At 67.2% G+C, this 14,094-nt stretch carries 16 protein-coding genes; 14 read left to right on the top strand and 2 right to left on the bottom strand.

The genetic code is table 11. The annotated features are described in order from the left end of the window. Window positions 1-11: 11 nt before the first annotated feature. Genes ripC through AC5Y4N_RS19530 form a run of 4 tightly spaced genes read left to right on the top strand, consistent with a single transcriptional unit; the run spans window position 12 to window position 3,322 of the window. Window positions 12-1,151, top strand: a complete 1,140-nt coding sequence (gene ripC / locus AC5Y4N_RS19545) for a peptidoglycan hydrolase RipC (RefSeq protein ID WP_499911638.1) — start codon at window positions 12-14, stop codon at window positions 1,149-1,151. Continuing rightward, on the top strand, window positions 1,120-1,920 hold the full coding sequence (locus AC5Y4N_RS19540; protein WP_499911639.1) for a hypothetical protein: 801 nt from the start codon (window positions 1,120-1,122) through the stop codon (window positions 1,918-1,920). Before ripC ends, AC5Y4N_RS19540 begins: the two co-directional genes overlap by 32 nt. Before the next feature lie 11 nt (window positions 1,921-1,931). Continuing rightward, window positions 1,932-3,059 (top strand): glycosyltransferase family 4 protein, encoded by a 1,128-nt coding sequence (locus AC5Y4N_RS19535; protein WP_499911640.1) that lies wholly within the window; start codon window positions 1,932-1,934, stop codon window positions 3,057-3,059. Window positions 3,060-3,079: 20 nt separating this feature from the next. Next, on the top strand, window positions 3,080-3,322 hold the full coding sequence (locus AC5Y4N_RS19530) for a hypothetical protein (RefSeq protein WP_499911641.1): 243 nt from the start codon (window positions 3,080-3,082) through the stop codon (window positions 3,320-3,322). Window positions 3,323-3,328: 6 nt separating this feature from the next. On the opposite strand, the gene AC5Y4N_RS19525 is transcribed toward AC5Y4N_RS19530, so the two are convergent. Further along, window positions 3,329-5,155, bottom strand: coding sequence for an AMP-dependent synthetase/ligase (locus AC5Y4N_RS19525; RefSeq protein ID WP_499911642.1), 1,827 nt, complete (start codon window positions 5,153-5,155; stop codon window positions 3,329-3,331). A gap of 93 nt (window positions 5,156-5,248) precedes the next feature. On the opposite strand from AC5Y4N_RS19525, the gene AC5Y4N_RS19520 reads away from it, so the two are divergent. The 10 genes from AC5Y4N_RS19520 to AC5Y4N_RS19475 all read left to right on the top strand — a co-directional run bounded on the left by AC5Y4N_RS19520 (window position 5,249) and on the right by AC5Y4N_RS19475 (window position 12,869). Continuing rightward, window positions 5,249-5,638, top strand: a complete 390-nt coding sequence (locus AC5Y4N_RS19520) for a polyketide cyclase / dehydrase and lipid transport (RefSeq protein ID WP_499911643.1) — start codon at window positions 5,249-5,251, stop codon at window positions 5,636-5,638. Window positions 5,639-5,656: 18 nt separating this feature from the next. Then, complete coding sequence (locus tag AC5Y4N_RS19515) at window positions 5,657-6,094, top strand: SRPBCC family protein (RefSeq protein ID WP_499911644.1); 438 nt, start codon at window positions 5,657-5,659, stop codon at window positions 6,092-6,094. Continuing rightward, entirely contained in the window at window positions 6,087-7,346 is a 1,260-nt protein-coding gene (locus tag AC5Y4N_RS19510; protein WP_499911723.1) for an ArsA family ATPase, read from the top strand. Before AC5Y4N_RS19515 ends, AC5Y4N_RS19510 begins: the two co-directional genes overlap by 8 nt. Then, window positions 7,343-7,732, top strand: coding sequence for a hypothetical protein (locus tag AC5Y4N_RS19505; RefSeq protein ID WP_499911645.1), 390 nt, complete (start codon window positions 7,343-7,345; stop codon window positions 7,730-7,732). The genes AC5Y4N_RS19510 and AC5Y4N_RS19505 overlap by 4 nt, the downstream gene beginning before the upstream one ends. Window positions 7,733-7,772: 40 nt before the next feature. Further along, entirely contained in the window at window positions 7,773-8,480 is a 708-nt protein-coding gene (locus AC5Y4N_RS19500; protein WP_499911646.1) for a lysophospholipid acyltransferase family protein, read from the top strand. A gap of 18 nt (window positions 8,481-8,498) precedes the next feature. Continuing rightward, a complete protein-coding gene (locus AC5Y4N_RS19495) occupies window positions 8,499-9,380 on the top strand; it encodes a hypothetical protein (protein ID WP_499911647.1) in 882 nt (293 codons plus the stop codon). Then, a complete protein-coding gene (locus tag AC5Y4N_RS19490; protein WP_499911648.1) occupies window positions 9,377-9,892 on the top strand; it encodes a polyadenylate-specific 3'-exoribonuclease AS in 516 nt (171 codons plus the stop codon). Before AC5Y4N_RS19495 ends, AC5Y4N_RS19490 begins: the two co-directional genes overlap by 4 nt. 4 nt (window positions 9,893-9,896) lie before the next feature. Then, entirely contained in the window at window positions 9,897-11,285 is a 1,389-nt protein-coding gene (locus tag AC5Y4N_RS19485) for a class II 3-deoxy-7-phosphoheptulonate synthase (RefSeq protein WP_499911649.1), read from the top strand. A gap of 158 nt (window positions 11,286-11,443) precedes the next feature. Then, the gene (locus tag AC5Y4N_RS19480; RefSeq protein WP_499911650.1) at window positions 11,444-12,481 is read left to right on the top strand and encodes a WXG100 family type VII secretion target; all 1,038 of its coding nucleotides are present in this window, start codon (window positions 11,444-11,446) and stop codon (window positions 12,479-12,481) included. Further along, complete coding sequence (locus AC5Y4N_RS19475; protein WP_499911651.1) at window positions 12,465-12,869, top strand: hypothetical protein; 405 nt, start codon at window positions 12,465-12,467, stop codon at window positions 12,867-12,869. The genes AC5Y4N_RS19480 and AC5Y4N_RS19475 overlap by 17 nt, the downstream gene beginning before the upstream one ends. A gap of 1 nt (window position 12,870) precedes the next feature. Here the strand turns inward: AC5Y4N_RS19475 and AC5Y4N_RS19470 are convergent, their stop codons facing one another. Continuing rightward, window positions 12,871-14,088, bottom strand: coding sequence for a protein kinase domain-containing protein (locus AC5Y4N_RS19470; RefSeq protein WP_499911652.1), 1,218 nt, complete (start codon window positions 14,086-14,088; stop codon window positions 12,871-12,873). Window positions 14,089-14,094: the final 6 nt, after the last annotated feature.

Genomic DNA, 14,094 nt, shown 5'->3' with positions numbered 1-14,094 from the left:
ATTCTCCGGCTTTGAGATCTGATCGTGCGCGGTGGATCAGCCGCCGTTCCAGGCGATCGATAATCGTTGCGACAGCAGTACTTTCAATATTCGGCAGCCTGCTTGCGGGCAGCGGGCATGCCGATCCGGCCGATGACGCGTTGGCCAAACTCAACGAACTGTCACGGCAGGCTGAGCAGACCACCGAAGAGATGCACACGGCCCAGCTGGATCTGGACCGCAAGCTCGCCGCGCAGAAAGCCGCCGAGCAGAAGCACGACGCCGACGTGGCGGCCGTCGAGTCCGCCAATGCGCAACTGACGGGATACCAGGCCACCGTCGACAAGCTGGCCGCGGCGATGTACATGGGCGGCCACACCGACAGCTTCAGCGCGATGATGACCGCCGACTCGCCGCAGCACCTCATCGACCAGATGACCGCACAAGAAGTAGTGGCGAGCGAGATGTCGGCGCAGATGGCCAGTTACCGCTCGCTGAGCCAGAAGGCCGCCGCGGCCGAGGCGGCGTCGGCCAAGTCCGCCGATGCGGCCCGCGTCGCCGCCGAGCAGGCCGCCGCAGTGCGCGCCGACGTGCAGGCCAAGCAAAGCAAGTTGCAGACGCAGATCGCGGTGGTCAAGTCGCAGTACCTGGCGCTCAGCCCCAACCAGCGGGCCGCATTGGGCGCGCCGCCGCAGGCACAGGCCACGCTGCCCGACGCCCCGGAGGCGCTGCCGAACCTGCCGCCGCCGGACGTCTCGATCAACGCGATGCCCGCTCCCGAGGGCGCCTTGCCGCCCAACGGCGACGTCGCCGCGCCGGGCGGCTCACCGGAGGCCGCGATCGTCGTCCAGGCGGCGCTGAGCCGAATGGGTTCGCCGTACTCGTGGGGCGCTGAGGGCCCCAACGCGTTCGACTGCTCGGGCCTGGTGAAGTGGGCGTTCCAGCAGGCCGGCGTTTCGCTGCCGCATTCCAGCCAGGCGCAGGCCGCCGGCGGCCAGCCGGTGTCGCTGTCGGACATGCAGCCCGGTGACGTCGTCACCTACTACGGCGACGCGTCGCACGTCGGCCTCTACATCGGCGACGGGATGATCGTGCACGCGTCCACCTACGGCACACCGGTGAAGGTGGCGCCAGTGGGCAATGCGCCGATCTACAACGTCCGCAGGTACTGAGCACCCGCACCCGCGGCTGCTGGCCGCCGCTCTGGGTCTGCTCCTGGTCGGCCAGATCGTAGCGGCCGCAGTGGTGATCGGCCGCTCACCGGCACCGACCGCCGCTCCTGCGCACATGATGCGGCTCCTCGACCGCGGCGCGCCGGCGCAACTGCCTGGCCGCATCGCCGCGGAGATGCCCGACGCCGTCGCCGCGGTGTCGGCATTCTGGGGCGACGACTGGCCCCGCGAGATCGTCGTCGTGACCACCGCCAGCGACACCGACTTCGCGGCCCAGACCGGGCAGCCGGACCGCGACTGGACCGGGGTGGCCGCGGTCGCGGTGGCCGACCACGTGGACGTCGCCCGGCGGGAAGCGTTCGGGCAGCGGATTGTGTTCGCCCCCGGAGCTGCTGCGATGAACCCGCAAGCCTTGCGAATCGTGTTGCGCCACGAGCTTTTTCATTACGCCACCCGGGCCGATACGACGCTCGACGCGCCGCAGTGGCTGACCGAGGGTGTCGCCGACTACGTCGCGCGCGGCCCTGCGACACCGCCCGGGCAGACCGCGGTGCCGGCACGTCTGCCGTCGGACGCCGAACTCGACTCGGTCGGCGCGGGCCGGTCGGCGGCCTACGACCGCGCCTGGTGGTTCGCGACGTTCATCGCCGACGCGTACGGCACGCCTGCGCTGCGGCGGCTCTACCTATCGGGTGGTGACCCGCAGGCCACGCTGGCGCTGGGCTGGGACGTGCTGCTAGCGCGCTGGCAGCGCTGGCTCGCTGGGTAGATTGGTCAGCCGTGTCGCGGGTCCTGCTGGTCACCAACGACTTTCCTCCGCGTCCCGGCGGCATCCAGGCCTATCTCGAGGCGCTGACGCATCACTTGGCCCGGTCGGCTGCGCACACGTTGACGGTGTACGCACCGCACTGGAAACGCGCGGAACAATACGACCGGGACGCCCCGTTCGACGTGGTCCGCCACCCCGGGACGCTCATGCTGCCGGTTCCCGACGTCGACGCGCGGATGCGCACATTGATCGCCGAACGGGGCATCGACACCGTGTGGTTCGGGGCCGCCGCGCCGTTGGGACTGCTGGCGCGGCGTGCCCGTAAGGCCGGTGCGCGACGGGTGCTGGCCAGCACGCACGGGCACGAAGTGGGCTGGTCGATGTTGCCGGTGGCGCGTTCGGCGCTGCGCCGCATCGGCGAGGACAGCGACGTGGTGACCTACGTGAGCCGCTACACCCGCGACCGGTTCGCGTCCGCCTTCGGGCCGCGGACGTCCCTGGAACACCTGCCGCCGGGCGTCGACGCGAACCGGTTCCGTCCCGACCCGGCCGCGCGAGCGGAGATGCGCACCCGCTACGGGCTCGGGCAGCGGCCGGTGATCGTCTGCCTGTCGCGGCTGGTGCCCCGCAAAGGCCAGGACATGCTGATCCGTGCGCTCCCGGCGATCCGGTCGCGGGTCCACGGCGCGGCACTGGTGATCGTCGGCGGGGGCCCGTATCTCGACACGCTGCGCCGGCTCGCCCGCGGCACCGGCGTCGGCGAGCACGTGACATTCACCGAAGGTGTGCCGGCCGCTGAGCTGCCCGCCCACCATGCGATGGCGGACGTGTTCGCGATGCCGTGCCGCACCCGCGGGGCGGGACTCGACGTGGAGGGGCTGGGCATCGTGTACCTGGAGGCGTCGGCAACGGGAGTGCCCGTGGTGGCCGGCCGGTCCGGGGGAGCGCCGGAGACAGTGCAGGAAGGCCGCACCGGGTTCGTCGTCGATGGTCGCTCGATCGACCAGATCGCCGACGCGCTCAGCCGCATCCTGGCCGACAGGGATCTGGCGGATCGCATGGGCGCAGAAGGGCGGCGCTGGGTGCTGGACCGCTGGAACTGGACTCGGCAGGCCGCGCGGCTCGCCGAGCTGCTCTAGGCACCGGCTAACCTGTCGGCATGCGTCAGTACTTCTCTCGCTGGAAGCAGCCGACGAGGAGGGACATCACCGCGGCCATCCTGGTATGCGGCCTGGCGGTGATCGGCATTTCCTGGGGCGTCAACGAAGCAGAGAAGCACTCTCAAGAAGCCAAGAAGGCCAAGTACGAGAACTGCTTGCACGAAGCCGAGGCCAAGCACGTTCTCCCGCTGGCGAGCCTCGACGAGATCGAGGCATGCAAGTATCAGGCCGGGTTCAAGTAACCCGCATCAGCTGTAAAGCGCCTCGATCTGGTCGGCGAACTTCTCTGCGACCACCTTGCGCTTGACCTTCAGCGTCGGCGTCAGCTCGCCCGTATCCACGGTGAAATCGACCGGCAGGATCGTGAACTTGCGGATCGCCTCGGCCTTGGACACGGCGCGGTTCGCCTCCTTGACCGCAAGGTCGATTTCGGCGCGCAGGTCCGGGTCGTCGGCGAGTTCTTCCACCGAAGCGCCGGCCGACTTGCCGTGGTGCTGCTTCCACACGTCGAACGCTTCCGGATCGAGCGCGATCAGCGCGCCGATGAACGGCTTCGCATCGCCGACCGCCATCGCCTGGCTGATCAGCGGGTGCGCGCGCAGCTGGTCCTCGAGTACTGCCGGTGCGACGTTCTTGCCGCCCGCGGTGACGATGATCTCCTTCTTACGGCCGGTGATGGACAAGAAGCCGTCGGCGTCGATGCTGCCCAGATCGCCGGTGTGAAACCAGCCGTCGGCGTCGATCGCCTCGCGGGTGGCCTGCTCGTTGTGCCAATAGCCGGTGAAGACCACCCCCCCTTTGACCAACAGCTCGCCGTCATCGGCCAGGGCAATACTGTTGCCCGGCAACACCTTTCCCACAGTGCCGACCTTCAGGTCCCCGATCCGGTTCACGGTGATCGCGGCGCTGGTCTCGGTCAGGCCATAACCCTCGTAGATCGACACGCCGACGCCGCGGTAGAAGTGGCCCAGCCGCGCGCCCAGCGGCGCGCCGCCCGAGATCGAGGCCCGGCAGTTTCCGCCCAGCGCGGCGCGCAGCTTTCCGTAGACCAGCCGGTCGAACAGCGCGTGCCGGGCGCGCAGCAGCAGCGACGGCCCGCCGCTGTCTTGGCCTGTTCTGCTCCTCACGTCCGCGGTCGCCTTGCTCCAGTCGATCGCGGTCTTGGCGGCCAGGTCGAAGATCTTGCCCCGGCCGGAGTCGCGGGCGTTGAGTTCGGCTGTGTTGTAGACCTTTTCGAACACGCGTGGCACCGACACCACGACCGTCGGCTTGAACACTCCGAGCATCGGCACCAAGTTCTTGATGTCGCTGGTGTAGCCCAGAGTCACCTTGTTGGCGAACGCGGTCATCGACAGCGCGCGGGCCAACACGTGAGCCAGCGGCAAAAAGATCAGCAGCCGCTCACCCTTGCGCAGCAGCGTGGGAAAGCACGCCGACGCACCGCGGATCTCGTGCACCAGATTCGAGTGCGTCAGCTGCACGCCCTTGGGGCGCCCTGTGGTGCCCGAGGTGTAGATCAGCGTGGCCGGATCAGAAGCGCGCAGCCCGGCCAGCCGGGCGTCGAGCTCGCCGGCGTCCACGGAGCGGCCGGCCTCGGAGAGCTCGTCGAGCGCCGACGGGCCCGACGACTCGATCCGCAGCACCGTGCGCAGCGACGGCAGCTCGTCGGCGAGTTCCTTGACGGTCTGGGCGTGCGCTTCGTTCTCGGTGAACGCCAGCACCGCCCCCGAGTCCTTCAGCACCCAGCGCACCTGGTCCGGTGAGCTGGTCTCGTAGATGGGCACAGTGACGGCCCCGACCGACAGGATCGCGTAGTCGAGGATCACCCACTCGTAGCGGGTGGCCGACAGGATCGCCACCCGGTCCCCGGCGTTGACGCCCTCGGCGATCAGGCCCAGCGCGGCCGCGCGGATCTGCGCGGCGGCCTGCGCGCACGTCACGTCCGCCCATGCCCCGTCGACCAGCCGCTGAAAGATCACGTGATCGGGGTCGCTTCGCTCGTGCTCGAACACCGAGCTGGCAACATTGTCATTCTCCGCGACGGAAAACGACGCCGGAAGGCTCACTTCACGCACGATCACGGACCTTCTTTCAGCGGCGGGTGACTATCGTGTTCAGCCTAGCGAGCAGGTAGTGGACACCCATCCGTCGCCGGATTGAGAGAGGCCATGCACAGCATCCAGATTGCCGACGAAACCTTCGTCGCCGCGGAGCCGGCCGACGTCGGACGGGCGGTGTCCGACCCGGGCAAGTGGCGGCGCTGGTGGCCGGATCTGTGGCTCGATGTGGTCGAAGACCGCGGTGAGAAGGGCATCCGCTGGACGGTCACCGGCGCGCTCACCGGCACGATGGAGATCTGGCTGGAGCCGATGCTCGACGGTGTGATCCTGCACTATTTCCTGCACGCCGAGCCCGCCGGCGCGGCGGCGTGGCAGCTGGCGCGGATGAACTTCGCGAAGCTCACCCACCAGCGCCGGGTGGCGGGTAAGGAGATGGCGTTCGAGGTCAAACGCACGCTCGAAGCTTCCCGGCCGGTGGGGGCGTCGCGCACGCACTGACTTGGGTACCTTTTGAAGGTGGCAGATTCCACGGCGCAGACCATCTACATCGACGCCGACCCGAAGACCGTGATGGACGTGATCGCGGACATCGAGGCCTACCCGCAGTGGGTGTCGGAGTACAAACAAGCCGAGGTGCTCGAAGCCGACGCCGACGGCTATCCCAAGACAGCGCGGCTGGTGCTGGACGCAGCCGTGCTCAAGGACACGATGGTGCTGGCGTACGACTGGCCGGCCGATCACAACTCCGTGCGCTGGCATCTGGTGTCGAGTTCGTTGCTGCGAGCGCTCAACGGCGCATACCACTTGTCGCCCAAGGGATCCGGAACCGAGGTCACTTATGAGCTGTCGGTGGACCTGCTCATCCCGATGATCGGATTGCTCAAACGCAAGGCCGAGCGTAGGTTGACCGACACCGCACTGAAGGACCTCAAGAAACGAGTCGAGGCTGAGTGAGTCACCGCCCGCCGCGCAGCGGATCAGCCTCTTCGTCGGCAAAGGGGGAGTAGGCAAGTCGACCCTCGCCGCAGCCACTGCGGTCGGTGCCGCCCGCGGCGGCTTCCGTGTCCTGCTGGTATCCACCGACCAGGCACATTCGGTGGGCGACGTCCTCGGTGTCCCGGTGGTCCCGACGGGCGCGCGCCAGGTCACCCGGGTGCTGGAAGACGACGTCGACGCCGGCGGGGGCTTCCTCGACGCGCTGGCCCTGGACACGCTCGCGCTGCTGGAGGCGCGCTGGCGGCAGGTGGCCGCCCCGCTGGGCAAGCGGTTTCCCGATTCGGAACTCGTTGACGTCGCGCCGGAGGAGCTGTCGGCGTTGCCCGGTATCCAGGAGGTGCTCGGCCTGCACGAGGTCGGCCAGCTCGCCGAGTCGGGGCGGTGGGACCACGTCGTGGTCGACTGCGCGTCGACCGCCGACGCGCTGCGGATGCTGACGCTGCCGGCCACGTTCGGCATGTACGTCGAGCGGGCCTGGCCGCGCCACCGGCGGCTGGCACGTGCGGGCGAGGATGCCGGCGCAGCGGTTGTGGTGAGCGTGCTGGAACAGATGGCCGCCGGGATGGAGCGGCTGACCGCGCTTCTTACCGACGAATCGCGGGTGGGTGCGCACCTGGTGCTGACGGCCGAGCGGGTGGTCGCCGCGGAGGCGGTGCGCACGCTTGGCGCGCTGTCGTTGACGGGTGTGCGGGTCGACGAGCTGATCGTGAATCAGGTTCTGATGAGAGACGATTCGTACGAGTACCGCAATCTGCCGGAGCATCCGGCTTTCGACTGGTACACCGAACGCATCACCGAGCAGCAGGCCGTACTCGACGAACTCGCGACCAAGATCGGCGACGTCGAGCTGGTGCTGGCACCTCATTTGGCCGGCGAGCCGATCGGTCCCAAGGCGCTGCTGCAGCTGCTCGACAACGTCCGCCGCGTCGACGGCTTGCCGCCGCCGGGGCCGATCCAGCCGGTGGTGGACCGGGAATCCGGCTCGGGTCTCGATGCTGTGTACCGGATGCGGTTAGAGTTGCCGCAGGTCGACCCCGGCTCGTTGACGCTGGGCCGAGTCGACGACGACCTGATCATCGGCTCCTCGGGAATGAGGCGTCGAGTTCGGCTGGCGTCTGTGCTGCGGCGGTGCGTGGTCACCGACGCCGCGCTGCGGGGGAGTGAGTTGACGGTGCGATTTCGACCGAACCCGGAGGTGTGGCCCGCGTGAGTGGAATGCACCCCGAGATTCCGCCGGAGTTGCGGGCGCTGGCTCAGGCGGTGCTCGACCGCATCGATCCCGCGGTGCGTGCCGCTGCGGCGATCGCGTCGGGCCGCGGCGGCGCGCCCGGCAAGTGTCAGCAGGTGTGGTGCCCGGTATGCGCGCTGGCCGCGCTGACCTCCGGCGAGCAGCATCCCCTGCTCGACGTCATCGCCGAGCACAGTGTGGCGCTGCTGACGGTGGTGCGCGCGATCCTGGAGAGCAACGGCGCGACCAACGGAGACGGCAACGGCACGCCGCCGCCGGATGGAGACGGTCCGCCAGGCGCCGGCCCGCCTCCTGCTCCCGGCCGGTATCAGCACATTCCCATCAGCGTCGAAGACCCTCCAGAATAGGTAGAGTTACCCGAAAGCGCGCCCCGAGCCAGGAGTGTCCATGTGGTATTGGCTGTTCAAGTACATCTTCATGGGACCTCTGTTGTTGCTTCTGGGACGGCCGAAAACCGAAGGGCTTGAACACATTCCGGACTCCGGCCCGGCGATTCTGGCCAGCAACCACCTTGCTGTGGCCGACAGTTTCTATCTGCCGCTCGTCGTCAAGCGCCGCATCACGTTCCTGGCCAAGGCGGAGTACTTCACGGGCACCGGTCTGAAGGGATGGTTCACCCGCTGGTTCTACACGGTGGCGGGTCAGGTTCCGATCGACCGCAGCAATGCCGATGCCGCGCAGGCCGCGCTCGACACCGCCAAACGACTGCTGGACGACGGCAAGCTGCTCGGCATGTATCCCGAGGGCACGCGCTCGCCGGACGGCCGGTTGTACAAGGGCAAGACGGGGCTGGCCCGGCTCGCGCTGGAAACCGGCGTGCCGGTGATCCCCGTCGCGATGATCGGTACCAACGTCGTCAACCCCCCGGGCAGCAAGATGTGGCGGTTCGGCAAGGTCACCGTCCGCGTCGGCAAGCCGTTGGACTTCAGCCGGTTCGAGGGTCTGGCCGGCAACCGCTTCATCGAGCGCGCGGTCATCGACGAGGTGATGTACGAGCTGATGCAGTTGTCCGGGCAGGAGTACGTCGACCTGTACGCGGCGGACATCAAAGAGGGCAAAGTCGACGACGGCGTCGCCCGCTCGACCGCCGCATAGGACCGTCCGCTGGCCGAGTTGTGGCACTCCTTTTGGCAGAGCCTCGTCGACAGGGGGCGGCTGCCGCTGCTGTTCTGCCTGCTCGCATTCATCTCGACGTTCTTCGTGACGCGCACGATCGTGCGCTACATCCGGCGGCACGCCGATAGCGACGCGCCACGCAAGTGGTGGCAGCCGCGCAACCTCGGCCACGGCGGCATGCACATCCACCACGCGGTGATCGGCGTAGTGCTGGTGATGGTCTCGGGAGTGACCATGGTGACGCTCGCGGTCGACGGCGGAGAGCCCGAATTCACTGCTGCGGCAGTCGTTTTCGGCGTCGGGGCGGCGCTGGTGCTCGACGAGTTCGCGCTGATTCTGCACCTGAGCGACGTGTACTGGGCCGAGGACGGCCGCACATCGGTGGATGCTGTGTTCGCCGCTGTCGCGGTAGCCGGGCTGCTGGTGCTGGGCTTCAACCCGTTGTCGTTCTTCGACATCGGGATGTGGCGCGACGACAACTCGGTGCCCGCCCGCGTGACCGTGGTGATGATGGCGGTGGCGACGCTCGCGCTGGCGGTGGTGGTGCTGCTCAAGGGCAAGGTGTGGACGGGGCTGGTGGGCATGTTCATTCCGCCGCTTCTGGTGCTCGGGGCGATCCGGCTGTCGCGCCCGCATGCCCCGTGGGCGCGGTGGCGCTACACCAACAGGCCGCGCAAGATGTACCACGCACTGGAACGGGAGCGGCGGTTCCGCCGGCCCGTGGTGCAGGCCAAGCTGTGGGTGCAGGACGCGGTGTCGGGCATGCCGCGATTTCCCGACGACGCCCGGGTCGACGAGCACCTCGACCGCGAGATCCACGCCGCCAAGCCGCCGCAGACAGCCCGGGGACACGAGGAGCACATGAGGCTTCCCGCGTGAGGTACTTCTACGACACCGAGTTCATCGACGACGGCCGCACCATCGACCTCATCTCGATCGGCGTGGCCGCCGAGGATGGCCGCGAATATTACGCTGTCTCAACCGAATTCAACGAGCAGCTCGCCGGGCGCTGGGTGCGCAACCACGTACTGCCCAAACTGCCGCCGCCGTCGTCGCCGCTGTGGCGCTCGCGGGCAGCGATCCGCAACGACCTCGAGGACTTCTTCGGTATCGACAGGGCAGAACCGATCCAGCTGTGGGCGTGGATCGGCGCCTACGACCACGTTGCGCTGTGTCAGCTGTGGGGTCCGATGACCGCGCTGCCGCCCGCGATGCCCAAGTTCACCCGCGAGCTTCGCCAGTTCTGGGAGGATCGCGGGTCGCCGACGCTGCCGCCGAAACCCGCTGACGCGCACGACGCGCTGGTGGACGCCCGGGAGGCTTTGCGGAGATTCCGACTCATTGCCACCGCCGAAGGCGGTAATTCAGCTGGAGCGGCATCGTTACCATAGACGGGTGAACTGGACCGTCGACATCCCGATTGACCAGCTGCCTGCGTTGCCGCCGCTGCCGGGGGAGCTGCGCGCCCGGCTGGACGCCGCGCTGGCCAAGCCCGCTGCTCAGCAGCCGAGCTGGCCCGCCGACCAGGCCAAAGCGATGCGGACGGTCCTCGAGAGCGTGCCGCCCATCACCGTCCCGTCTGAGATCCGCAAGCTGCAAGGCCTGCTCGCGGACGTCGCGCAGGGCAAGGCGTTTTTGCTGCAGGGTGGCGACTGCGCCGAGACGTTCGTCGACAACACCGAGCCGCACATCCGCGGCAACATCCGCGCGCTTTTGCAGATGGCGGTGGTGCTGACCTACGGGGCCAGCATGCCGGTGATCAAGCTGGCCCGGATCGCCGGCCAGTACGCCAAGCCGCGCTCCAGCGACATCGACGCGCTCGGCCTGAAGTCCTACCGCGGCGACATGATCAACGGTTTCGCACCGGAGGCCGCGGCGCGCGAGCACGATCCGTCGCGGCTGGTGCGCGCCTACGCCAACGCCAGTGCGGCGATGAATCTGGTACGCGCGCTCACGTCGTCGGGCTTGGCGTCGCTGCACCTGGTGCACGACTGGAACCGCGAGTTCGTGCGGACCTCTCCGGCGGGTGCCCGCTACGAGGCGTTGGCCAGTGAGATCGACCGCGGCTTGACGTTCATGAGCGCATGCGGCGTCGACGACCGCAACCTGCAGACCGCGGAGATCTACGCCAGCCACGAGGCGCTGGTGCTCGACTACGAGCGGGCGATGCTGCGCCTTGCCGAGGACGAGGCGGGCGAGCCGGCGCTGTATGACCTCTCGGCGCATTACGTGTGGATCGGGGAGCGCACTCGCCAGCTCGACGGCGCGCACATTGCGTTCGCGGAGGTGATCGCGAATCCGATCGGCGTGAAGATCGGCCCGACGATGACGCCCGAACTCGCCGTCGAGTACGTCGAGCGGCTGGATCCGCACAACAAGCCGGGCCGGCTCACGCTGGTTTCTCGGTTGGGCAACAACAAGGTGCGCGACCTGCTTCCGCCGATCATCGAGAAGGTGCAAGCCACCGGCCACCAGGTGATCTGGCAGTGCGACCCGATGCACGGCAACACCCACGAGTCGTCCAACGGGTACAAGACCCGCCACTTCGACCGGATCGTCGACGAGGTGCAGGGCTTCTTCGAGGTGCACCGTGCACTGGGCACGCATCCGGGCGGCATCCACGTCGAGATCACCGGCGAGAACGTGACCGAGTGCCTCGGTGGGGCGCAAGACATTTCGGACATGGACCTGGCCGGGCGCTACGAGACCGCATGCGATCCGCGGTTGAACACCCAGCAGTCGCTGGAGTTGGCATTCTTGGTCGCGGAGATGCTCCGCGACTAGGCCTTTCGCCGGCCTGTTTCGCCGGCCCGCTTCGCTTCGCCGAGCGTGCGCTCACTGCGAAAAATCCGCCGAAATTTCGCAGTGGATTCACGTTCGGCGTTGGCAGCGGCCGTATTTGGTGCGATGGGCACGTCCTGCGCGCGCTTACGATCTTCAAAGTGGGTGTGGTGCCGAGTCGGTCTCAGATCGCCAACTGGGACGTCGAACACTTAAATGACGCCAGTCGACACTGGAGTGCCACCGCCCGGCAGTGGGAAAACGCGTTCAGCAACGTTCATCGTGCCAGCTTTGCGCCGGGAGGAGCGGTGTGGGAGGGCGCGGCTGCTGACGCGGCTCAGGAACGCAGTTACCGAGATTTGTTGACGGTCCGCGGTCTAGCCGACAGGTTGCACGAGGCAGGAGAAACCGCGCGGCGTGGAGCGGAGGAGCTGGACTTCGCAAAGCGACGAGCTCTCCTGGCGATAGGTGAAGCCGAGGCGGCAGGATTTGCTGTGCGCGAGGATCTTTCGGTCGTGAGCCGGCAACACGGCGGCGATCCCGCTTTCCAAGCGCAGCGCTCAGTATTGGCTGCGCAGCATGCCGCCAGGATCGCAACTCGCGCCGCGGAACTCAGCACCCTCGACAGGGAAATTGCTGCGAAGCTCGCCGCCGGCACCGCGCCTCTGAACGACGCCGTGTTCCCGGAAGCGCCGAGCGTTCACGGCGTCGACTACAAGACGGCGCCTCCGCCGAGCCAGCCATACCCGGTGAACGAAGTGCTCGCGGAGGCAACGGACCTCGACGGCAACCGAGTTCTGCTTCGGCGTGGCTACTACGACGCAAAGACTCGACAGGGATTTGGGTGGGACAAGATGTATTGGAAACACGGGATTGTCAACATCAATGTGTTTAAGGACTTGGTTTCACACAGTCGACCACTAAGCAATGAGGGTGGAACCCTGATTTATGAAGTACCGATCAACCGCGTGCACTGCAGTAGAGGCATATTCGGCCTCCCAAACTGTCAAGACACCGGTGAGACCCTGACAATGAGGATCGTCGCCAACGTGACCGAGGGCCGGTCCGATATTCCGGGAGGAGGGCAAAAGGGCGTGATCACGATGTATCCGTTGCCCGGGGGAAGTGGCGTAGTCGAAGTGGGACCCGATTGGACGATTTGTCCACCATGGGTGAACAACAATGTACCCATCAACTGACCGAGAGGATGCGGCCGAGTTCGCCGCAGAGGTTCTGCGAAAGTTATTGAAGCACATCGAGATCAAAGGTAGGGAGAAGCACCACTTCACCTACCTGGTCTCGCACGCGTGGACCGAAGGGCCGATGATGTACTTGGTGTATCAGGCTCCGCCGTCTGACATCACATGGGGACTTGCACGAGACACCAGGCAGTCGATCATCGATCCCGGGCCGTGGCCGTCTTCGGACGAAGCGGCGTTGTACTACTACCTGCTTGATCTCGAGGAGAACCGCACATCTGCGGCATTCCGTCACCCTGGCGATCCGGGCACCATCCTATGGCGAGGATATCCGCTGGAAAATCTCCCTGCGCGCGTCTCGGACATCCCCGAAGACCACCGGTTATGACCTAGAGTAGGGCGTCGATATTGGTGCCAAGCGTCCATGCCGCGGCGGCCACCAGCCCAGTGAGCGTCAGCACTATGGCAAACCACAGCCAAGCACGCCACTGCGCGCGCCGGCGCTCCTCTTGGAACGCGGCCAGTTCGATGCCGGCGAATCTTGTTGGAGCAGCTGGCATCTGGGGCTCAGCCCAGTCCTCAGGCCCTCGCGTCATCTGCCGTGTCACCTGCCGTGGCGCAGGCGCTGGTGCAGGTCCAGGCGCGGGTACCGCAGCCGCAGGAGCTGTTTCCTCTTGCGTGAAATACATTGCTGCCGAGACATGCTGAGCCGAGTTACGCGGCGCCGGCACGCGGAAGCCCGGCAGTTCGAGTTCGTCGCACACCGCCTCTAGCGCCGCACCCATTTCCTGCGCGTCGGCGAACCGATCGTCCGGTTCACGCGCGGTTGCGCGGCGCACCAGCTCGTCGAATTGCCTTGGCACACCGCGTATTACAGTGCTCGGGAGCCGCACGTCGTTGTCCAGGCGCTGATAGGCGACCGTGAGCGGGGTGTCGCCACCGAACGGCGTGGCGCCGGTCAACAGTTCGTAGACCAGGATGCCGCAGGCGTACACGTCGCTGCGCGGGCTGGCGTCTCCGCTACGCACCTGCTCGGGAGACAGGTAGGCCGCCGTACCCAAAATCACGCTGTCCGAAGTGATCTTGGCCGCCGCCATCGCACGCACCAAACCGAAGTCGGCGATCTTGACGTCCCCCTCGTCGGAGATCAACACGTTCTCCGGCTTGACGTCGCGGTGGACCAGGCCGCTGCGGTGCGCTACGGCCAATCCGCCCAGCATCGGACGCATCACCGCGGCGACCGCGTACGGCGGCATCGGCCCGCGTTCGCGCAGCAGTTCCCGAAGTGTTCCGCCCTCGACGAGTTCCATTACCAGAAACGGATGCTGGCCGTCGACACCCTGGTCGTAAACCGCTACCAGCCCAGGATCTTTCAGCCGGGCCACCGCTCGGGCCTCCAGCTGGAACCGGGTCAGGAACTGCTGATCGCCGGCGTAGCGCGAATCCATCACCTTGATCGCGACGGGACGGTCCAGGCGGGTGTCGACGCCTCGGTAGACCGCCGACATGCCCCCGGTGGCGATGATCGCGTCGACGCGGTAGCGGCCGTCGAGGACCGCACCGACCAGCGGGTCGGTTCGGGCCTGTCGCGTCTCCATCGGAATCATCGTAGT

The organism is Mycobacterium sp. NGS19 (assembly GCF_059813155.1).
Note: the sequence above shows the minus strand (reverse complement) of the source record. Positions and strands in the feature narration are given on the sequence as shown.